At 44.5% G+C, this 19606-nt stretch carries 18 protein-coding genes; 9 read left to right on the forward strand and 9 right to left on the reverse strand.

Annotated elements, in window-relative coordinates; genetic code table 11:
- Positions 1-168 precede the first annotated feature (168 nt).
- On the forward strand, positions 169-915 hold the full coding sequence (locus MAS10914_RS0102545) for a ferritin-like domain-containing protein (RefSeq protein ID WP_017314330.1): 747 nt from the start codon (positions 169-171) through the stop codon (positions 913-915).
- 553 nt (positions 916-1468) lie between these two features.
- Positions 1469-2158 carry a hypothetical protein gene (locus MAS10914_RS0102550; protein ID WP_017314331.1) on the forward strand — a complete coding sequence of 230 codons (690 nt, stop codon included), beginning with the start codon at positions 1469-1471 and terminating at the stop codon, positions 2156-2158.
- Here MAS10914_RS0102550 and MAS10914_RS0102555 read toward each other — a convergent pair.
- Positions 2140-3171 (reverse strand): diguanylate cyclase, encoded by a 1032-nt coding sequence (locus tag MAS10914_RS0102555; protein WP_017314332.1) that lies wholly within the window; start codon positions 3169-3171, stop codon positions 2140-2142. The two genes, MAS10914_RS0102550 and MAS10914_RS0102555, sit on opposite strands and share 19 nt — an antisense overlap.
- Positions 3172-3813: 642 nt before the next feature.
- Entirely contained in the window at positions 3814-4017 is a 204-nt protein-coding gene (locus MAS10914_RS0102560; RefSeq protein ID WP_017314333.1) for a heavy-metal-associated domain-containing protein, read from the reverse strand.
- Between the two features lie 233 nt (positions 4018-4250).
- Here MAS10914_RS0102560 and alaS point away from each other — a divergent pair, with 233 nt between their 5' ends.
- Positions 4251-6893, forward strand: coding sequence for an alanine--tRNA ligase (gene alaS / locus MAS10914_RS0102570; protein ID WP_017314335.1), 2643 nt, complete (start codon positions 4251-4253; stop codon positions 6891-6893).
- Positions 6894-7301: 408 nt separating this feature from the next.
- Here alaS and MAS10914_RS0102575 read toward each other — a convergent pair whose 3' ends face one another.
- Positions 7302-7676, reverse strand: coding sequence for a DUF4870 domain-containing protein (locus MAS10914_RS0102575; RefSeq protein ID WP_017314336.1), 375 nt, complete (start codon positions 7674-7676; stop codon positions 7302-7304).
- A 265-nt stretch (positions 7677-7941) separates the two neighbouring features.
- Here MAS10914_RS0102575 and MAS10914_RS0102580 point away from each other — a divergent pair, with 265 nt between their 5' ends.
- The 5 genes from MAS10914_RS0102580 (at position 7942) to rnhA (ending at position 13274) form a co-directional block, all read left to right on the forward strand.
- Positions 7942-8202: a hypothetical protein gene (locus tag MAS10914_RS0102580; protein ID WP_017314337.1), complete on the forward strand. Its 261-nt coding sequence runs from the start codon at positions 7942-7944 to the stop codon at positions 8200-8202.
- 243 nt (positions 8203-8445) lie between these two features.
- Entirely contained in the window at positions 8446-8877 is a 432-nt protein-coding gene (locus MAS10914_RS0102585; RefSeq protein ID WP_017314338.1) for a GNAT family N-acetyltransferase, read from the forward strand.
- Positions 8874-9329, forward strand: coding sequence for a protein tyrosine phosphatase family protein (locus MAS10914_RS0102590; RefSeq protein WP_017314339.1), 456 nt, complete (start codon positions 8874-8876; stop codon positions 9327-9329). Before MAS10914_RS0102585 ends, MAS10914_RS0102590 begins: the two co-directional genes overlap by 4 nt.
- Positions 9330-9508: 179 nt before the next feature.
- Complete coding sequence (locus MAS10914_RS0102595) at positions 9509-12067, forward strand: CHAT domain-containing protein (RefSeq protein ID WP_017314340.1); 2559 nt, start codon at positions 9509-9511, stop codon at positions 12065-12067.
- A gap of 301 nt (positions 12068-12368) precedes the next feature.
- Positions 12369-13274: a ribonuclease HI gene (rnhA, locus tag MAS10914_RS0102600; RefSeq protein WP_017314341.1), complete on the forward strand. Its 906-nt coding sequence runs from the start codon at positions 12369-12371 to the stop codon at positions 13272-13274.
- A 279-nt stretch (positions 13275-13553) separates the two neighbouring features.
- Here the strand turns inward: rnhA and cruG are convergent, their stop codons facing one another.
- Both cruG and cruF read right to left on the reverse strand, forming a co-directional pair.
- Positions 13554-14747 carry a 2'-O-glycosyltransferase CruG gene (cruG, locus tag MAS10914_RS0102605; RefSeq protein ID WP_026082291.1) on the reverse strand — a complete coding sequence of 398 codons (1194 nt, stop codon included), beginning with the start codon at positions 14745-14747 and terminating at the stop codon, positions 13554-13556.
- Between the two features lie 31 nt (positions 14748-14778).
- On the reverse strand, positions 14779-15687 hold the full coding sequence (gene cruF, locus MAS10914_RS0102610) for a gamma-carotene 1'-hydroxylase CruF (protein WP_017314343.1): 909 nt from the start codon (positions 15685-15687) through the stop codon (positions 14779-14781).
- Positions 15688-16019: 332 nt separating this feature from the next.
- Here cruF and MAS10914_RS0102615 point away from each other — a divergent pair, with 332 nt between their 5' ends.
- Positions 16020-16445: a hypothetical protein gene (locus tag MAS10914_RS0102615; protein WP_017314344.1), complete on the forward strand. Its 426-nt coding sequence runs from the start codon at positions 16020-16022 to the stop codon at positions 16443-16445.
- A 169-nt stretch (positions 16446-16614) separates the two neighbouring features.
- Here MAS10914_RS0102615 and rpmA read toward each other — a convergent pair whose 3' ends face one another.
- The 4 genes from rpmA to MAS10914_RS0102635 all read right to left on the reverse strand — a co-directional run bounded on the left by rpmA (position 16615) and on the right by MAS10914_RS0102635 (position 19593).
- On the reverse strand, positions 16615-16896 hold the full coding sequence (gene rpmA / locus MAS10914_RS0102620) for a 50S ribosomal protein L27 (RefSeq protein WP_017314345.1): 282 nt from the start codon (positions 16894-16896) through the stop codon (positions 16615-16617).
- Between the two features lie 26 nt (positions 16897-16922).
- Complete coding sequence (gene rplU / locus MAS10914_RS29430) at positions 16923-17387, reverse strand: 50S ribosomal protein L21 (RefSeq protein ID WP_017314346.1); 465 nt, start codon at positions 17385-17387, stop codon at positions 16923-16925.
- A gap of 222 nt (positions 17388-17609) precedes the next feature.
- Entirely contained in the window at positions 17610-17798 is a 189-nt protein-coding gene (locus MAS10914_RS34850) for a hypothetical protein (RefSeq protein ID WP_198014954.1), read from the reverse strand.
- A 175-nt stretch (positions 17799-17973) separates the two neighbouring features.
- Complete coding sequence (locus MAS10914_RS0102635; protein WP_017314348.1) at positions 17974-19593, reverse strand: iron uptake porin; 1620 nt, start codon at positions 19591-19593, stop codon at positions 17974-17976.
- Positions 19594-19606 lie beyond the last annotated feature (13 nt).

The following is a 19606-nucleotide window of genomic DNA, read 5'->3' on the forward strand; positions in this document are numbered from 1 at the left end:
AGGTGTCAATGAGTTCAACTCATGCACTTAGGTTTTGTTGAAGTAGATACTCAAGTCAAATTGCCGATTCTTAGTAAATCCATCCATGCTCCAAAAATAAGTATCCCAAACCCAAAATGAGGATTAGTATAAGGAATGTAACTTCCTCACAGTCATCACGAGTTACTCATGAACTTCTTAACTTATGTCATGCACTTAGCTGGTTCTGGTGCTATGGCTTATTACTCTGCTGTACAAATCCGTGACATCAAAACCCGCCCCAATGTCTTGGCTGGGTTCCAATTGGCAGAGTCTGGCTCAGTTCCCTTTCTGACAAAATTAAGCGATCGCGCAGCAGCAGAAGGCGACACCTGGTTAGCAGAAAAACTGGCAAAACACGCATCAGATGAAATGAGGCATGGTCAAATTTTTGCCCATGCCTTAAAGCAACTTAACAAGAAAGTTGTAGATTTTAAAAGTCTGCCTAAGAATCCGGAGGAAAATAAAACTCAACAACGGCGTAGTCCCTTCTTTGCCGCATACTATGAAGGCTACTCTCCAGAACAAATAAAACCTGAGACTATTGATTGGGATGTGTTTATGGCTAGCACCTACATCCTAGAGTTGGATGCTAGCAAAGACTTTGCTCGGATGGCAAACGTGTTACCTGAAGATGACACAACTGCTCGTAACCTTAAACAAGGAATGTTGAGCATTGCCCAGGATGAAACTGGTCATGCTGCCTATCTTTATGAAGCCATGACGCGGCGTATGTCTGCAATTCAAGTGCAGAAACTTGTGGATGAGTGGCGCACCCGCAAGGTTAACGCCTTGTTAGCATTTGCAGGTAATATGTTGCAACGTAATGATAACAGACCTTCCTTAGTGCAAGATGGTGCGCCATCAGAGAGTGAGTCTGAGTTGAGCGTTGCGTGATCACGAGGAAAATACTGAGTGACCCTTGTCTGTTAGGTGTATTTTTGCCACGTTGGCTAAAATTCGTTAATTCCTCTTCGAGCTACTAAGCAGGCGAAGCCTTGAAGGTGAGAGTGTCAAAAGTACGTTTCTTGACAAGAGGATAGCGAATTCTACGAGAGCGTGGTTGTCCGGTTTTCTAATCAGGAGGTTTTCCACGGAGTTTTGGAGGTAGGGCAGGTGTGTCAATGACCGCTAAAACTCCTCCCATAGCCAGGGCAACCCCTCCCCGGGGTTAGTTTACTCACATCTTGCACCTAACCGTTTCAATATGCGATCACAATTTCATTGTTTCCATATTCTGCCGAGACTCCAGGACGTTCCGATATTTTGATAAATTCCCGTCGCAGATGTCTTCATCACTGCCCGCTATCCTTCCCCACCCTACGAGTACATTCAGGGTGGGGACTGCCGCGAAAATTGTTCAAACTTCCAAATAGCGCAGAAAATTCTTCCTCGGATCGACTCATAATAAAAAAAGAGTTAAGAAAGATGAAGCTGGGCTATCTTTGTTATGAGCAACACAGCCTTAAATTTAGTCGCAATATCTGTCTTTATAATGACAATTTCCACCCTGTTGGGACCGTTGTTTCACTTGTCACCCGCAATCCCAGCAATTGCCACATTTACCCTTTTGGGAATAGCAACTTTCGATGTATTTAGTTTACAAGGCAAGGGTGGAAATCTACTTTTAGATTGGATAGCAGGTTTTTCACCGGAACACAGAGAACGCATCATTCACCACGAAGCAGGACATTTTCTAGTCGCTTACCTGCTGGGTATTCCGGTTATAAACTATACCCTAAGTGCTTGGGAAGCGCTCAAACAAAGACAACCAGGGCAAGGTGGCGTCAGCTTTGATGATGGCAAATTAGCATCCCAACTCGAACAAGGTAGAATCAGCGCCCAAATGCTAGACCGCTACTGCACTGTTTGGATGGCAGGTATTGCTGCTGAAACACTCGTTTACAAAAATTCTGAGGGTGGAGCTGATGATAAAACCAAGCTATCAATAGTATTGACAAATCTAGGATTTTCTGCATCAACTTGTGAGCAGAAACAACGCTTTTGTACACTCCAAGCCAAAACGCTATTGCAAGAAAATTGGTCAGCATATCAAGCTTTAGTCAATAGTATGCGACAACGTGCAACAGTTGCAGAGTGTACTCGTGCAATTGCCCAGGCTTATGAAGAAACAGCCTGAAGATGTGAAGCATGATGGAATACGTAGCTACCGCAACCAATGACTCGATTACGTCCAGTAGCTTTAGCTTGCAACAGGTATTGATCGGCGCGATTCAACAAGCTGGTTCCCTTAACATCATCTTCTGGTCGCAAACAGGTTGCTCCCAAGCTGATTGTAATGTTGATAGCCAGTTTAGTGTTAATTGCGAATGCTTGTTCGCTAACAACTCGATTGAGACGACGCGCCACCAGGAGTGCTTCATCACAGGTGGTGTTGCTCAGAACAATCACAAATTCCTCACCACCATAGCGGAAAGCAGTGTCACCAAACCGTAGATTGTGGCGCAGACGATGACAAAGCAGCTGCAACAGGCGATCGCCGATTAAATGCCCATGGCTATCGTTCACTTTTTTAAAATAGTCCACATCTAGAATAATCAACGAGAGCGGAGTTCCATGACTACGGGCTTTTTGAATTTGCTTGGGTAAGTCCCACTCCAAAGCACGGCGATTATTCAACTCCGTCAACGAATCAGCTAAGGCGATCGTTGATAATAAATCATTCGTCCGCAGCAAATCGCGATATTTCTGTGCCTTACGCAAGCCTACAGTTAAGTGAGCTAGCAATAATTGCTCGTTGGCAGTTTTCTCATTTTGTCCAGACGCGTCATCGCGCGTTTGGACAGACCAAATATAAGCATCAGCTCCAAGGCGTAGTGCAGCACAAGTCATCTCCAACTCCCATTCCTTGCCACACTGACTTCTCAGAGCGTGCAACTGAGGACGATCCTCCAAAAGGATACAGTAAATCCAGGATAACTTTGTCTGTTCTTTGAGCCAACGACACAGTTCCATGCCATCATCCAAGCTAGCCTGTACCACTATCACATCAGGCGGCGTGATTTGGATGTGCGACACCGCCTGATTCAGATTACCGATCACCTCTACGCTAAAAGCGGATGCATCACGGATCTGATCTGGAAGTGTGGTGAGAAAATGATCACCTCCGAAGACCAGAATAGATATATTCATTGCTTTGCTTTTTGCCCTATTTCAACTTCAAGGGGATGTCTTTAGTAAAACTTAACTAACGCTCCCTGTGATCACTGATTGTGCCGCTATTTTTGGTAATCAGGGATACTAACTCTTCCCTTTCTTGTTGTTTCCCTCTTTACTTTATTAAAAACCTCCCATTTTCTTACCTCCTAGTACTTTACCTTTACTACTACAATCGCTGTATTTTTCATTTCTGATACATAATGTCCGTTGTTTGCTCATTGATTTCAAACAGTAGAAATACTGAATATTTGATGGAAGTATGAAGGTGCTCTTGTGATACTTAAGTATAAAGTATGTTAAGATGATGATAAGCTCATCCACTTAAATCACTTTTTGTATATAAGGATTTAAAGAAGGGACAGGGAATAGGGTTTATTAAAAAAACTGTCGCCTTTTTCTTGTATGCCTTCACAATTTGCCAAAACACTACGTAAAATTACGAGAAAATAAAGCTGTAGAAAAAACTGACCCCAACAACCTGACCTTCATCTAAGAACAGGTAATCAAAGTCAGATTACCTTCTTGCAATAGCAAAAATTGAGAAATTTTGTGGCGGTCGTGCTGGGAAAGCCAGTTCTCAAAAGTACAATAAAATTGTGAACAACTAATAAAGGGCTACTGATATCCTTCGATGTGGTACCCCGCAGCAACAATTGCCTGTTTGATTGACTCCTCAGAAGCAGCAGACTCCACAGTCACAGTTTTAGCTTTTACATCCACATCCACCTTGGCGTCGGGTTCCATAACGTGGATAGATTCGGAAATCGTTGCTGCACAATCCTCACAGGCAATGTTCGGAACGTTCATTTTTAATGCCATAATCTACCTCTTTTAGGGAATTTTGATTTTTTCTCAGCTTTGATTGTAATAATCGTTAGCAGGCTGGCTCATCCTACCAGAGTTAGGTGATTGTGGCACTACGTAATAGCTGCACAAGCTGCGACTTGGGCAAAGGTTGCTGGTCGCAAACTAAAACAAAATGCAAAAATGGGGACTAGGGCCTTTTCCCAATCCCCCATTCCTGATTATTGAAACTACTTTTGTAAGCACCCATGTCTCATCATCCCCAGTACCTCGGCGGTAACGAAATTCGCGCCTTATTCCTTGACTTCTTCGCGCAAAGGGGACACCAAATTCTCCCAAGTGCTTCCCTCGTTCCAGAAGACCCAACTGTACTGCTGACAATTGCGGGGATGCTACCATTTAAACCCATCTTCCTAGGACAGCGCAACCCGGAATTCAAGCGTGCGACGACTTCCCAAAAATGCATCCGCACCAATGATATCGAAAATGTCGGACGCACTAAACGGCATCATACGTTTTTTGAAATGTTGGGTAACTTCAGTTTTGGGGACTATTTCAAAGAACAAGCGATCGCCTGGGGTTGGGAGTTGTCAACAAAAGTCTTTGGTTTACCCCCAGAACAACTCGTTGTTAGTGTCTTTGAGGAAGACGATGAAGCTTTTGCAATCTGGCGCGATCAGATCGGTGTTCCGGAAGCTAGAATCAAGCGCATGGGGGTAGATGATAACTTTTGGGTATCTGGTCCCACTGGTCCTTGCGGTCCATGTTCGGAAATATACTACGACTTCCACCCTGAACGCGGCGACGACAATATAGACTTAGAAGACGACAGCCGGTTCATTGAGGTTTATAACCTCGTCTTCATGCAATACAATCGGGATGCTGAAGGCAACTTAACACCACTTGCCAACAAGAACATCGACACCGGGATGGGTTTGGAGAGAATGGCGCAAGTTCTCCAAAAAGTTCCCAACAACTACGAAACTGATTTGGTTTTCCCGATTATCAAAACAGCAGCGGATATTGCTGGGATAGATTACGAATCGGCTGATAAGAAAACCAAAGTCTCCTTAAAAGTGATTGGCGATCATGTTCGTGCCGTCGTCCATATGATAGCCGATGAAATTCGCGCCTCCAACGTGGGACGAGGTTATGTGCTGCGTCGCCTGATTCGTCGGGTTGTCCGTCACGGGAGATTGATTGGCATTCAAGGAGAATTTACCACCCAAGTTGCGGAGACGGCGATCGCTCTTTCAGAATCAGCATACCCCAACGTGCGGCAACGCGAAAATGCCATCAAAGCCGAACTGCAACGCGAAGAGTCTCAGTTTTTGAGAACTTTGGAACGCGGCGAAAAACTGCTTGAGGAAATCATTGCCCAGGTACAAAGCAAAGGCGAAACCCAAATCAGCGGTGAAAGTGCTTTTACTTTGTACGATACCTACGGTTTCCCTCTAGAACTCACTCAAGAAATTGCTGCTGAATACAACCTCACCATTGATGAGGCGGGTTTCGATGCAGAAATGCAAAAGCAGGTAGAACGCGCCAAGGAAGCACACAAAACCATCGATTTAACCGTGCAAGGTTCTCTCGACAAGCTGGCGGAACACATCCACGCGACAGAATTTTTAGGTTACACCCAACCTGTAGCGACATCTAAAGTCGAAGTGGTGTTGGTTAATGGCGTCTCCCAAGAAGAAGCAGAAGCAGGAACAGAAGTACAAATTGTCCTCGACCAAACCCCATTTTATGCAGAGTCGGGAGGACAAATAGGCGATCGCGGTTATATCTCCGGCGATGGCGTCCTCGTGACAATTCACGACGTTAAGAAAGAATCTGATTTCTTTGTTCACTTCGGACACATCGAACGCGGTACAATCCGAGTAGGAGATGCTGTAACCGCACAAATTGACCCAGCTAATCGTCGCCGCGCCCAAGCCAACCACACCGCAACTCACCTATTGCAAGCAGCGTTGAAGAAAACTGTCGATGAAGGGATATCGCAAGCTGGTTCACTTGTATCGTTCGACAGGTTGCGGTTTGACTTCAACTGTCCGCGTCCTCTGACACCAGAAGAAGTGCAGCAAGTTGAGAAACTGGTGAACATTTGGATTGCCGAAGCACATTCTGCAAAAGTGGAAACTTTGCCCTTAGCAGAAGCAAAAGCCAGAGGTGCTGTTGCTATGTTCGGTGAAAAGTACGGCGAAGAAGTGCGGGTGATTGACTTCCCAGGTGTATCAATGGAACTGTGCGGTGGGACTCACGTCAGTAACACTGCGGAGATAGGCGTTTTCAAAATCGTCTCGGAAGCTGGGGTAGCTTCGGGAGTGCGGCGGATTGAAGCTGTTTCTGGTCCGGCTATCTTAGATTACTTGAATGTCCGTGATAAAGTCGTTAAAGATTTGAGCGATCGCTTTAAGGTAAAACCTGAAGAACTTCCCGACAGAATCACCACTCTGCAAAACGAACTCAAAACCACCCAGAAGGAACTGGAAACCCTGAAGTCACAACTTGCTATTGCTAAATCTGATAGCTTGCTGCAAACTGTCGAGTCGGTTGGCAATTATAAAATTCTCGTTGCCAAGATGGAAGACGTTGATCCAGAATCCTTAAAAACCGTAGCCGAACGCTTGCTGCAAAAAGTCGGTAATGGTGCGATCGTGCTAGGTTCAGTTCCGGAAGAAGGAAAAGTTAGCCTAGTTGCTGCTTTCAGTCCAGAGGTGAACAAAAAAGGCTTGCAAGCAGGTAAATTTATTGGTACAATAGCCAAAATTTGCGGTGGTGGCGGTGGCGGACGTCCTAACTTAGCGCAAGCAGGCGGACGCGATGCGAGTAAATTGCCAGAGGCGTTGGAACAAGCGCGGAGTGAGTTGCGATCAGCTTTGGGTTAACCACCTTATAGTTTAAGGCGAGGGAGAAATCCGTGGCTGGTTTTGTTGTGGTTTATCAGTAAACAAGAGTGCAAAAGTCAGTTTTATGAAAATAAAACCACAGATTAACACAGATGCACACAGATTAATTATCTGTGTTAATCTGTGTGCATCTGTGGTTCCAAATACTTAATTATTGGATTTTTGCAAGAACTCTAGTGGAGATAATCGGCTATCAACAGATGTTCGACATGCCATTCAGGATTCAAACAATAAAGTTTATTTGAGTGTTCTATCAATCTCGGAGTCCATTGTCAAGTATCAGTTGGGTAAACTTCCACTCCCAATACTGTTCGCACAATAAAACAAAAAAGGGATGCTTATCTCAATCCCTTTTCCAAAAACAAACTTTATCTTGAGTCGGAACGATTAAAACAGTCGAAAAATAAACGGATAACGGAACGGTTCATCGGGCTTGCTGAAACAGTGCAACAGCGCCCAAATTGTCAGTCCCCAATGCAGTGCAAAGCCAAAAGCAACAACAGGGAAAAATAAAATTCCGCCAATACCAAAGGTCAGCCAAGATAGAATCCCAATTGGAACTCCAATTAAGATTGCCCAAAACCAAACATTGAAGTGAAAATTAATTGATTCTTTAGCGTTGCTTTTTACAACTGGGTCATCGGAAATTAAGTTAATTGCAATTGGAACCCCAATCGACAACAATGCTGTACTAAAGAAAATCGACCCATGACACAGAGATGATAGTAATCTGCGCTTATCAGAATCGTACGTAACTTGCATCTTGGTGGCTCCTCAATTCGCTTTCTTGCTTCAATTTTAGAAGTCACCGACTAGATTTAGCATTGCAGATTCCCGTACTGAGGGAGTTTTCAGGCTTTTCCTTGAGTACAGATTAACTTTGAGCGCGACTCATCTATTGGTTATGAGGTTTACCGAACTCCTGCAGTAGAAGCAAAGTTTGGAGCTAACAAGTGTGAATGCACTAGAGATAATATAGAGTAAGGCGAAGCCCTAACTTTAAATTACTTAACAAAGGCGGTATAAAATGGGTCGCTTAAATCCTTTCTCTCTTCAAATGCAGATTACCCAAATGTTTGAGCAAGGGCAATCATTTTTCGCCACAATCAAAGTGCAGGATTGGTTGAAAGAACGTAATCAAAATCCCGCAGATTACGACATTCTCTTCCATAAAAAACCCGCACCTCCTGGTTCCAAACAAGTTATGGTTGTTGAAATTGAGTTGCGTCGCAAAGATGGACAACCTGTCGATCCGTGGTTGCAAGAACAAGCGAACCTTCATGCCTAATCTGAAATAATCTTCAAAAAAAACAACCTTAAAAAAGGATAATTTCGCGCCAAGTCGCAAAGACGGTAAGATATTTTTTGCGTCTTTGCGTGAAATTTAAAACTTCACACAATTATTATGGTCAACCTCTGGACTTCCGCAGACCATGCGTTACGCTATCTTGCACAAGCAGATACGATTCCCCATTGCACCGAGAAAGATAATTGACTTTTGCAAGAAGTCTAATGAATACCAGGTGCAATTATGACGTATCAAATTGTTGCAAATTTGACTGAAAACCAGATTTCAGATCTCCTGGATTTATACAAAAACGAATTTTGGAGTAACAAACGCAAACGTGAGGACGTTCTTAAAATGCTTGCAGCGTCGGATATTGTCGTCGCTTTGGTAGATGAGAGCGATCGCTTGATTGCTTTTACTCGTGTTCTCACCGACTTTGTGTACAGGGCAACTATTTATGATGTCATCGTTAAACCAACGCTTAGAAAAATGGGGCTTGGTGCTAAGTTGATAGATGCAGTGATCACTCATTCTGAGTTAGCCTCGGTTGAGCAATTTGCTCTTTATTGTTTGCCAGAGATGATTCCTTTTTATGAACGTTGGGGCTTCACTGCTGAGATTGACCTACAGATCATGTTCATGTCTCGAACAAACCCATTTCATAAAATATCATGAGTAATAACATTGAAGACATCTACAACTTCCTGAAAATATCAGATTCCATGGCCACTTCTGGACAACCGACTAAAGAACAGTTTTCGGCAATCAAGCAAGCAGGATATCAAACTGTTGTGAATTTGGCACTAGCAGAATCTACCAACGCTTTACCTGATGAAAAACAAATTGTGGAAGCTCAAGATATGCAGTATGTACATATTCCAGTGGTTTGGGAAAAACCCACGCTTGAAAATGTGAACGAATTTTTTAGTGTCATGGAAGCAAACACAGACAAAAAAGTTTTTGTTCATTGTGCGGCTAACATGAGAGTTTCAGCATTCATGTATCTTTATCGCCGCCTACATGAATGCATAAGTGAGGAAGATGCAAAAAAAGACTTACAGAAAATTTGGGTTCCAAATGAAAACTGGCAGAATTTTATGAACCAGGTTATTGATAATTCTCATTAAACAGACATTCACAAATATTTTGCACGTCGGGGTATTGCATTTGATGAAGCCAAACTTCAAAGCTTGATGACACAATAGCCACTCTTGAGCGCACTTTTTAAAATAAATGTGACTCAAACCACAGCGCTTTCAGAGAAATCGCTACAATACAGCATAAATGCAATACAAATCTGCGGCAAATGCTCAGGCGACTTTGGCGGTGGCTCAAACGGTTTTTTCAGCGGTTATTTGGTAGTAAGCACCCATCTCCTCAAGCGGGGGGACACACAAAGGTAGAACCACTCAAACAGCCGACAGATGCGGAGTATGAAGCGTTGTTCCTCAAACTGTTGGCTGGTGTGAATGAGGGCTGGAGTCGGGGACGGGTGCGGGGTTTCTTGGATGCAAATAAAATCACTCAGGTAGGTTTGGTGGAATGGTTGCGCCGCTTTGGCGAGACATTGCTAGTATCAAGCGCCCAGAATACAGAGTTAGCTTCCCGCATGGTGCAACTGGGTGAGGTGGGTATTGGGGAAGTGGGGGAGGTGGCACATGAAATTGGGATGCGGTTGTTGAAACGGGAAGGAGAAACGAACCACATAGCCGTGGAGGATGCAGAGGAAAGAGAGGAGGAAGATGCAGAAGCTTGGTTTGACCGAGGTGTTGAGCAATACATGGCAGGGGAGTTTGAACAAACAATTGCATCCTTCGACAGAGCAATTGAATTCAAACCTGACTTCCATCAAGCTTGGCACAACCGGGGCATGGCGCTGGATAAGTTAGGGCGATTTGAAGAAGCAATTGCATCCTTCGACAGAGCAATTGAATTCAAACCCGATTTCCATCAAGCTTGGTTAAATCGGGGTATTGCGGCAGGAAATTCAGTGAATTATCATCCCCACCTGGCTTTTATGAGTGCTATCGCCAAAAAAAATCCTGCCCTTAATCAGCGTGATTATGAGGGGAAATTGGCAAGCTATGAGGAAGGGTTGAAATATTGCCAGCAAGACACTCACCCAGAAGGCTGGGGAATGTTGCATTGGGCGATAGGTAATGCACACTATTCTCAATGGCGCGACAATTATTCCCTTCGCCGCCTCTATTTAGGACAATCTGTTAGCAGTTATAATAAGGCGCTGAAAACTCTCACAGAGACTGATTTTCCTGAGTTGCATCTGGAAGTTTTGCAAGACTTAATTGGCGTTCGGCAACATTTGGGGGAAACTGCCAAAGCCCAAGAACTCCAGAGACGTGCTACAGATATGTTGCGACGCTTGCTGGATGAATGTAAAAGTCCTGGTGAGAAAAAGCGGTTAGGTTTGAAGTTTGCAGGTTTTCAGCAGTTCAGCGTTGATTTAGCTGTGCAGTTAGGAAACTGGAGTGCTGCGCTGGAACTGGCAGAACAGGGGAAAAAGACCTGCTTATCTTGGCTGATGGATGCTGGAGGTGATGACTCACCCAAGTGGGAGGAGATAAAACAGCTGCTTAATTCCACTACCGCTATAGTTTACTGGCATCTCAGCCCAGCAGATCTACACACCTTTATCCTCAAACCTGACGCCCTATCACCTATCGTTATATCTCCTCCTCTCGAGGAGGGTGAGTTGGAGAGCTCAGCAGCAGTGGAACGCTTGCACAAGTTTGAGGACTGGGTGAAAGATTGGAATAAACAATACGCGAATTATCGCAAGAGCAAAGACAAGCAACGTGAAGACGAAAACACATGGCGCGACAATTTGCCCGAATTGCTTCGCAAGCTGGCTAAGATTCTTGATATCCCGGCTATTGTTAACGCCCTAAACCTAACCCCCCAGCACATTTCTCTACAAGGACAGGGCGAGCTAAATTCCCCTTCTCTACAGGGGGATGGGTTAGGGGAGTCAATCCAAAACGTCATTTTGATTCCTCACCGTGACTTACACCGCTTCCCCCTCCATGCACTGTTTCCTAATGACTTCACCATCAGCTATCTACCTAGCGCCCAAATTGGCTTGCTCTCCCCAACCCCCCTTAAAAAGACAGGCTATGAGCAGTACACTTTACTAACTATCGAACATCCCAACAGCAAAGGTTATCCCTCATTGGAATTTGCCCAAATTCAGTCTGAGGCGATTTGCCGGATGTTCCCCAACAAAAATCGTCTTCCCTCGGAACAAGCCACAAAAGAAGCAGTTATAACCGCTTTGTCCAAAAAATACGATATTTTTCACTTTACAGGGCATGGCGAAGACAATTTCAACAATCCTGCTTTATCCCACTTGGCGTTAGCGGGTGACGAAAAACTAACTCTTGCCGATATCCGCGATTTTGATTTGACAAGCTACCGACTTGTCAGTCTTGCGGCTTGCGAAACCGCTCTCACGGGTGATCACACCATCACAACAGAATATGTGGGGCTTGTCAGTGGCTTTATGGGTTGCGGTGTGGCTCATGTTGTCAGTACCCTGTGGACTGTGGAATCAGCCGCTAGCGCTTTGGTGATGATGAAATTTTACGAACTGCTTCGACAAGACAAACCAGAGGTGGTAGCTTTGGCTGCGGCTACCCAATGGTTGCGAAATGTCACAAATGCGGAGCTTGCAGAATGGTATGCAACCGAAATTGTTAAATTTCCCGAAGATGAAGGCATCCTTCACCGTTTTTTGTCACGCTATTTAAACATTATTAAGAATAAAACCGAACCAAGTAAACAACCCTATAATCACCCTTACTTCTGGGCAGCTTTTACAATTACAGGGATTCCATCATGCAACCAGTAGAAGCCTCCCAACTCAAAGCCTTTATTTTGGCACTCTAGCACCTTGACCAAACTAACGGTGTAGGGGTGCAGAGGTATAAGGGTATAAGGGGGAAGAAAAATTAATTAACGTTAACTGTTTCCCCCTACACCCTACACCCCTACACCCTTACACCCTTATTCCCTTACACTTTGCCCTGAGGGCATTGACGCAATAGGGTTGATTTTTGTCGCGCTAACCTATATAGTTCTACGCATCTTTCGCCGCTAAAACATTCTCTTACTCTGCGTCCTTCGCGTCTACGCGGTTCTATATTCTCACTATGTCTTCAGTTCTCACAATCCAAAGTATATACACCGATGGTGCTTGCACAGGCAATCCTGGTCCTGGTGGTTGGGGTGTCGTTGTCTATTTCAGTGATGGTTCCATCCACGAAATAGGTGGTGCATCCTCCCGAACTACTAATAACAAGATGGAGATGCAAGCAGCGATCGCCGCCCTCGAATTTTTAAAAGACTCAGGACAAACCGAACCCATCCCCCTCTACACTGACAGCGAATACCTCATCAATTGTGTAACCAAGTGGGTTAGAGGTTGGAAAAAGCGAGGTTGGAAAAAGGCAGATGGAAGCCCTGTTCTTAACCAAGACCTGTTGGAAACCTTAGACGACCTCAATAGCCCACGGGTAAAATGGGAGCATGTCCGGGGTCATGCAGGTAATGTTGGTAACGAACGTTGTGATGCGATCGCCCGCGCCTTCGCCAATGGCAAAACCCTATCTCTGCAACAACAAGACTTCTCTAATTTTCACCAAATCATAGAGCAAAAAAGCGAGGTCAATGTATCAACAGGAGCTGATTTTGCCACAAACTCTACAATAATTAACACAAAGAAACAGGAAATCAGTACTCTGGGAACAGATATAACCACTATGGAACCACAAACCCACTCTGCTAGCTCTGTAAGCGAGGAAGTTCCTCGAGAGACGAGGGTCACGCAACTGCAAAACTTAGTTGAAACCCTCCGTATTGCTGACGAAATTGCCGAAAAAGGCTACCTCATTACCAGTTCCGAACTGGCAGACCTGATGGATGTCCACGCCAGCGCTGTCACGAGTCGTGGCGACGAGTGGCGCTGGCGGAACTGGATTGTATCACGAGTGCGACGAGAAGGCAATCAAATTCTCTGGGAACTGGAACGAGGGGACCGGGTCGAAAATGAAGAGTGAAAAATGAAAAAATTGTTTTCTCTTCTATCTTCAGTACACCTCTTGCAAAAACTAACAACAGTGAAAATGAAACCACACATAAACATTGATGCACACGGATAAATAACTAGTGTTAATCAGTGTCCATCTGTGGTTCTAAATATCCATTAATCATACTTTTGCAAGAAGTCTAGTGCAGCGGGCGCAGAAATAACTAGACAGTTAGAAACAAGTAAAAACCCTGATTGTGTAACTATTTTTCTCTTCTGACTCCTGACTTCTGACTTCTGACTCCTTGCACTAGTATTTTCGTCCCCGCCACTCTCTTGGAGTGCGGAATGCAGATAAGAAAATTCGCAGCACCGCTACTGGGTCAGCTAAAGGCGAAAGCCAGAACAACCAGCCACCCTTTGCTTGGGTGCGGTCATAGGAAGGTGCGATCGCAAAAAGCATTGCAAAACGAATCACCAGTAGAAAGAGATTCAGCGCTAATAGGAGGAGGGGGGGAGTGGGGGAGTAGAGGAGTGGAGGAGGGGGAGAAAGGAAGAGGTAGGTGAGGACGACTATGAGGGGTAGACCTTGAACTGCTGAAAGTAGCCATAAATCCCCCCAAAGTTGAGGGCGGGAGGACGCGTCTTTCAGGTCAAGGCTGCGCCCCCATTGTTCCCAAGTTTCCATTGCTCCCTCATACATCCGCACCTTCAGCACTTTTGCCCCATCTAAAAAGCCGACCTTAAATCCAGAGGCGGCTATATTCCGTGCTAAGGTGACATCATCACAAAAAGAACCACTCGCACTGGTATAGCCACCCACAGCGGCCAGAACAGAGCGACGGCACAAAAAGCATTGCCCATTTGCCATCACCCGTTCTGACTCCTGCGTGTTGACACCAGCAGGGTGAAATCGGTAAAGCAGAGTCATCAACAATGCTGGTTGTAGCCAGCACTCTCCTGGATACTTGAGAATGAATTGGGGTGAGAGGGAAACCAAGTCATAGCCAGAAGCTTCTGCTGTCTTCACCAAACCAGCAACTAAACCAGGTGAGGGTTGTGTATCAGCATCCATACCCAAAAACCACTCACTCCCCTCTGAGGTCTGCAAAAAGCCGTAATGCAACGCCCAAGGACGCCCCACCCAATCAGTGGGTAGGGGATCATCCGTCATCAGGCGAAAGCGGGGGTCTTTCTGCTGTGCTGCTTTTACCAAGTCGGGTGTGCCATCACCAGACTTGCTATCTACAACGATAATTTCCCGGACTTCGTAGCTTTGCTGACTTATGGCGTCTAGCAGGGGACTAATACGAAGAGCCTCATTCAGGGTGGGAATGACAACACTGACAGCACCCAAAAATTCTGGTGTGGGATTTTTGGGTGCAATGGGAGGATGGCGGCTAGGTCCAGTAAGGAGGCGCGACAGCAGAATTGCTGTTGCTGGTAATTGGATAAGCAGTAATAAGAGTGAGATAGCACTTGCTATCGTCCATGTGTCTAGCACAGCAAAATACCAGGCGATGGGAATCAAAGCTCTACTCAACGGCAACTTTGACGCTCGCTACAGAAACTTCAGTAGTTGTCGGTGCAACAGCAACATGAGCAGATGGGGCTTTTGATCTCCACCAAAGTGCTACAGCAGGAACGACACCAATCACAAAGCCCAGAGAAACTGGGATAGCAAATCCAGCTGCTAAGCTGAGTCCAGCAGCGAAGAAAAAATTGCTGAGATAAACGACTAAGGGTACCCAGAGTTGCGATCGCTCCAATTTAATTGGCGTGTTTCTCCATAGCAAAGCTGCTACTGTCATGAATAGAGCGCTAGTGCCAAACCAACCAGCATAGTTTTGGTAGGGTGTTCCAAAGAACGCTCCTGGATTTTCCCAATACCAAAAGGGGAGAGTTGTTTGACTCATGGCTGGTTCTAATGCAAAGTCCCAGCAGGTGAACAGCATTGCGCCCAAGGCTATGGCACCTACGTGGCGCGCTAAACTGGGATTTTGAGCGACACCCAGACCGGCACGAGCAATCAGGTAAGAAGACAAGCCCACATAAAACCAGGATAAGGGAATTGTAAATGGTACAAGCCCCGCAATTTTATATCCTAAGCCACTTAAGTAACTGTAGTCTCCAAAGGGAAACCCAGTGCTAGTTCCTAGTAATTCACTGCCCACCGATATTGACATAGCTGGCAGCATAAACCCTAGCCAAGCGCGCCATCCCAATACCCGGTATGCATAAATGGAGACAGCTATTGTCCCCAAAATAATATCTACCACACCGCCATCAGCCAAACTCAACTGCATGGCTGTTTGTCCAACTCCTCCTAAGTCCAAAATAATTGCGGCATTAGGTATGACCAATAGAATGCCTATCAGTCCAAAAGCCTTTGCCAAGATATGACTCGTGAGGCATACGCGCTCAGCGATAACAAGTTGTCTCATAATAATTCCTTAACAAGACATGACACGCGGCTACTTAGCTGCTAACAGTTTACAAATATTTAAGAAAATATTTAACAATATTGTGCGGGGATTGTTGGCAAACTTGCTTTGCTTTCATTGGGAGAGCATAACAGCCTCTTGATTTAAGCTAGAAAAAATATGATAATAGACTTACATTTTAAGCCATTCCAGCCAACATCTATCAACTAAATTTGGCTTTCTTGTGATCGGTTATAGTGTAGGTAAGCAATTCATCCTTTCTCTACAGAGCAGCACGTTTATGCTTTAGATAGTTATGGAATGATACCCTGTCTTTATATTGGGAACAACCCATGTTAATCTTGACAAGACTTCCCTTCATTTCCTTAGCATTACTACTGCTTACTTACACGACCGTCGGCTGGGTGATATCTAAAGCACATACCCATTGGTTTATATGGCTACTGGTTGTTAGTGCTATCTTAGTTCTGGTGGGAGGCTTAACGATTTCCTTTATAAAGCTTGCAGACTATTCTTTGAGCTTATTTAAATCAAATCTCAGGTCTTTTGGTATTTCCCTTCTTGCAGCCTTGTTGTTCTTTTTGATGATAGCGAAGTTCCGAATATTTGTTGATACGTTGGTAATTGTTGCTGCAACTCTATTAGCAAAGATAGACTTTCAAACATCTGGCTTTAGTCCAGGGAAAATCTTTTGGTTTTTGTCTATATTCTCTTTGACAGGATTAGCCTTAGGTGCGCTTATCTATAAGTTAATCTAAAGCCAAAAGTCCATAGTTACTATGGACTTTTGACATTAGACCCCTTCGGGGTTCGCCCTTCGGGCATCTCCTCCGTAAGAAACTGCGGTACTGGTCTCACCGCCTACAGGACTGGACTCACCAGTCGCTCATGGGGGTTTCCCCCAAGACCGCGCTGGCTGACTTTTGACTAACTAGCGACTACTTCAGCTGCCGCAGCCACTGGGTAAACGCTAACTTTTTTGCGAGTTTTGCCCTTGCGTTCAAACGTAACCACGCCGTCAATTAAGGCAAACAGAGTGTCATCGCTGCCAATACCAACGTTATTACCAGGATGAAATTTAGTGCCGCGCTGACGCACTAGGATATTTCCCGCCAAGACAACTTGACCGCCGTAGCGCTTGACGCCTAGTCGTTGAGCGTTAGAGTCACGACCGTTGCGTGTACTACCTGTTCCTTTCTTATGAGCCATAATTTCCTCTTGTATCTCTATATCTATTATTCAGTAGCAGTTTCTTCAGCAGGTGGGTTATCACCAACGGGTGTTGCAGCAGCTTCTTGAGTTTCAGTTGTTGCAGTTGCTTGTGAACTTACTTCAGCTTCTGGTGTTAGAGTGATTGCGGTTTCTTCTGAGGCAAGTACTGAATCATTGAGACTAATTGAGTTAATCAATAATCTGGTGATTTCCTGGCGATGACCCCGCTTTTTACGCGTTTTCTTTTTCGGTTTCATTTTATAAACCAGGACTTTGCGACCTCTAAAATGCCGCATCACCGTTCCTTCTACCTTCGCCCCTGTCACAAGTGGCTGTCCTATGGTGACTTCGCCGTTATGCTGCACCAACAAGACTGCTTCTATAGTAACTTTCTCGTCCTCTTGAGCAGAAAGTAGTTCAATATCGTAAAAGCGACCTGGTTCGACTCGTAATTGTTTGCCACCAGTTTCAATAATTGCGTAGGTCATAAGGATTGTCCTTGAGGTTGCCGTACAGGTAGCTGGACTTTATGCTCACAAGAAAGCTTTCCAGCTTTTGCATTGTCTTTACCTGATCCGAGCAGGAATGAGACACACAATCTATAATTATACCCCAAAAACTGGCTTATTGTCAATAATAACAAAAAACAAGGAATTACAAGCAACCCTTCAACAGACAAGAGTTCTTGGACAATACTTTCAGTATTTTTATTATCTAAAGCTATGAGCGCCAACTAGATTTTCACCAGCAGATACAAAAGATGGGACAGATAAAGAGCAAGCCTTCCACCCAGATTTCACTGATACACTCATCAGTCGGCATATACCACCACGCTGACCCTCTGGGGTGTAATACCGACAGTAGCGACAAGCTGAAACACAGGATTTTAAGGTTGTCATAACTAGCACGCTTATTAAAGAAAAATATTCTTAGCTAAAAAAAATGGTTTTGTCCCCCATAAGTATGGCAACGATTTCTTTAGTAATGCATAGTAATTGGACAATTTTGTGAAAAAGTTTTTATTACTAAATATTAGTTTACATACTTAACTTGTAATAAATTTAAGTTGGTTGCTCAGAAAGCAAAGGTAGTCCGGACAACTCCTAAATAAATCGTGTCGTTGCTGTCGTTATGTTCTGGATTAGTAATGATTAACAGTCCTGGTGTGATAGAAATTTTGTCGTTGGCTTGGAAGCGATAAAAAATCTCCAGATGAAAAGAAATATCGGGATCAGTAAAGTTTTTCCCCAAACCATTGCTAATAACTTTCGGCGGTTGACCAAAAACAATACCAGCTAGGTTTCCTTTGGCACCAAGATCCCGAAAAGCTAAGGTGATAGCATAGTTAAATATTTCTGCTTCTGGTTTATTGGGCAAATCTTCAGCTTTTGCTTTGGTGTAGCCAACCCAACCGCCCAAAATAAAGGTGCGGCTAACTTGGAACGTGCCTTCAACTCCAAAGGAATTCGCAGTTATATGATCAGCATCTCTATCAAAAGGATCATTAGCAAGCTCACTCCCAGTTCCTGTATTAAGGGTATTGTAGGAGCGCACATAGGTTAGACCTAAATCTAAAGCTTTGTTTGGCTGTATAATTAACTGGGCGATCGCCCCATAAGGACCTTTGAATATTCCAGACCTAGGATCATTGGCATCGTCAGCTAGATATCCTAACCCCAAAGTTACAGCTTTACTTAATTCATAATTGATGCCAACTCCTGTACTACCGATTTGTCGATATATGGGGTTGCGCCGTCCAAAACGAGAGATAGAACCACGACCACCACTATCAAATAATGGATTTACCGTGTCGGCAAAGTCATCAGAAGAAGCTTGTGCATTAATGTATACAACTCCGCGCTTACCAATGGGGAAGAGATATTGAAGTGTATCTATTTCCAGTCGATTACGACTATTCCCCTCAAACCCTAAGCGAGTCATGGAAGTACCTGTGACATCCTCATCAAATCTAGGGATATTTCTCGCTTGTAAACGGAGTAATAATCGGTCTTTGCCTGTGAAACTGGTATTAAAGGCTAAACGTAGGCGGCTACCGAAAACAATGTTGTCGTCCACTGAGTCATTGTCGTTTGCCTTTTGTCCACTGGCTCCAATTAGGGCAAAGATAGCTTCTCCTCTAAACTTAGTAGTGGTTGAAAACTGTTGCGCTGTCAACTGAGATGTACGTGCTTCTAAATTGTCTAGGTGTTGTCCTAGAGTTGACAGTTCTGGTGCAAACTCCGACTGCAACCGTTGCAAAACAACCAAGTCCCCTTTCTTCACCACCTCAGCAGTTCCCTCGGCAATCAGCTTGTTGACCTGGTTTAAGCAAGCTTCTACACCTACCGCAAACTCATAGCGGCTGAGGGTTCGATTTCCTTGATAGATACCATCGGGATATCCAACAATGCAATGATAGCGCTCTACTAGTGACTGCAAGGCTTGGAATGCCCAATCGGTAGGATTGACATCCGACAGTTCGGAAACAGAAGTCACCTGAACTGTGTTGGTTAGTTGGGAGTATTGGTTATTTTGTTTGAGAGCAGGAGTAGGTTGTGGTGCATCTTTAACTCTATTGCCTGAATTGCTTTCAGTTGTGGGTACTTCAGAGGCAAGGGTACTACTGGCTAATACTAAAGTGGCGCTAAGGAGTGCTGAAGCAATCCCTAGAGCCTTGCAGAAAATCTTTGACATTCTTTTTCAAAAA

The sequence above is a fragment of the Mastigocladopsis repens PCC 10914 genome, from assembly GCF_000315565.1.
Lineage (GTDB): Bacteria > Cyanobacteriota > Cyanobacteriia > Cyanobacteriales > Nostocaceae > Mastigocladopsis > Mastigocladopsis repens.

Bases quoted from the DNA above. Each gene is read 5' to 3' on its own strand.
- MAS10914_RS0102555 (WP_017314332.1), bottom strand. From the start codon at position 3,171: ATGAATATATCTATTCTGGTCTTCGGAGGTGATCATTTTCTCACCACA.
- rpmA (WP_017314345.1), bottom strand. From the start codon at position 16,896: ATGGCTCATAAGAAAGGAACAGGTAGTACACGCAACGGTCGTGACTCT.
- MAS10914_RS0102560 (WP_017314333.1), bottom strand. From the start codon at position 4,017: ATGGCATTAAAAATGAACGTTCCGAACATTGCCTGTGAGGATTGTGCA.
- MAS10914_RS0102585 (WP_017314338.1), top strand. From the start codon at position 8,446: ATGACGTATCAAATTGTTGCAAATTTGACTGAAAACCAGATTTCAGAT.
- MAS10914_RS0102545 (WP_017314330.1), top strand. From the start codon at position 169: ATGAACTTCTTAACTTATGTCATGCACTTAGCTGGTTCTGGTGCTATG.
- MAS10914_RS0102590 (WP_017314339.1), top strand. From the start codon at position 8,874: ATGAGTAATAACATTGAAGACATCTACAACTTCCTGAAAATATCAGAT.
- rplU (WP_017314346.1), bottom strand. From the start codon at position 17,387: ATGACCTACGCAATTATTGAAACTGGTGGCAAACAATTACGAGTCGAA.
- rnhA (WP_017314341.1), top strand. From the start codon at position 12,369: ATGTCTTCAGTTCTCACAATCCAAAGTATATACACCGATGGTGCTTGC.
- MAS10914_RS0102635 (WP_017314348.1), bottom strand. From the start codon at position 19,593: ATGTCAAAGATTTTCTGCAAGGCTCTAGGGATTGCTTCAGCACTCCTT.
- cruF (WP_017314343.1), bottom strand. From the start codon at position 15,687: ATGAGACAACTTGTTATCGCTGAGCGCGTATGCCTCACGAGTCATATC.
- alaS (WP_017314335.1), top strand. From the start codon at position 4,251: ATGTCTCATCATCCCCAGTACCTCGGCGGTAACGAAATTCGCGCCTTA.
- MAS10914_RS0102550 (WP_017314331.1), top strand. From the start codon at position 1,469: ATGAGCAACACAGCCTTAAATTTAGTCGCAATATCTGTCTTTATAATG.
- MAS10914_RS0102615 (WP_017314344.1), top strand. From the start codon at position 16,020: ATGTTAATCTTGACAAGACTTCCCTTCATTTCCTTAGCATTACTACTG.
- MAS10914_RS0102575 (WP_017314336.1), bottom strand. From the start codon at position 7,676: ATGCAAGTTACGTACGATTCTGATAAGCGCAGATTACTATCATCTCTG.
- MAS10914_RS34850 (WP_198014954.1), bottom strand. From the start codon at position 17,798: ATGACAACCTTAAAATCCTGTGTTTCAGCTTGTCGCTACTGTCGGTAT.
- MAS10914_RS0102580 (WP_017314337.1), top strand. From the start codon at position 7,942: ATGGGTCGCTTAAATCCTTTCTCTCTTCAAATGCAGATTACCCAAATG.
- MAS10914_RS0102595 (WP_017314340.1), top strand. From the start codon at position 9,509: ATGCTCAGGCGACTTTGGCGGTGGCTCAAACGGTTTTTTCAGCGGTTA.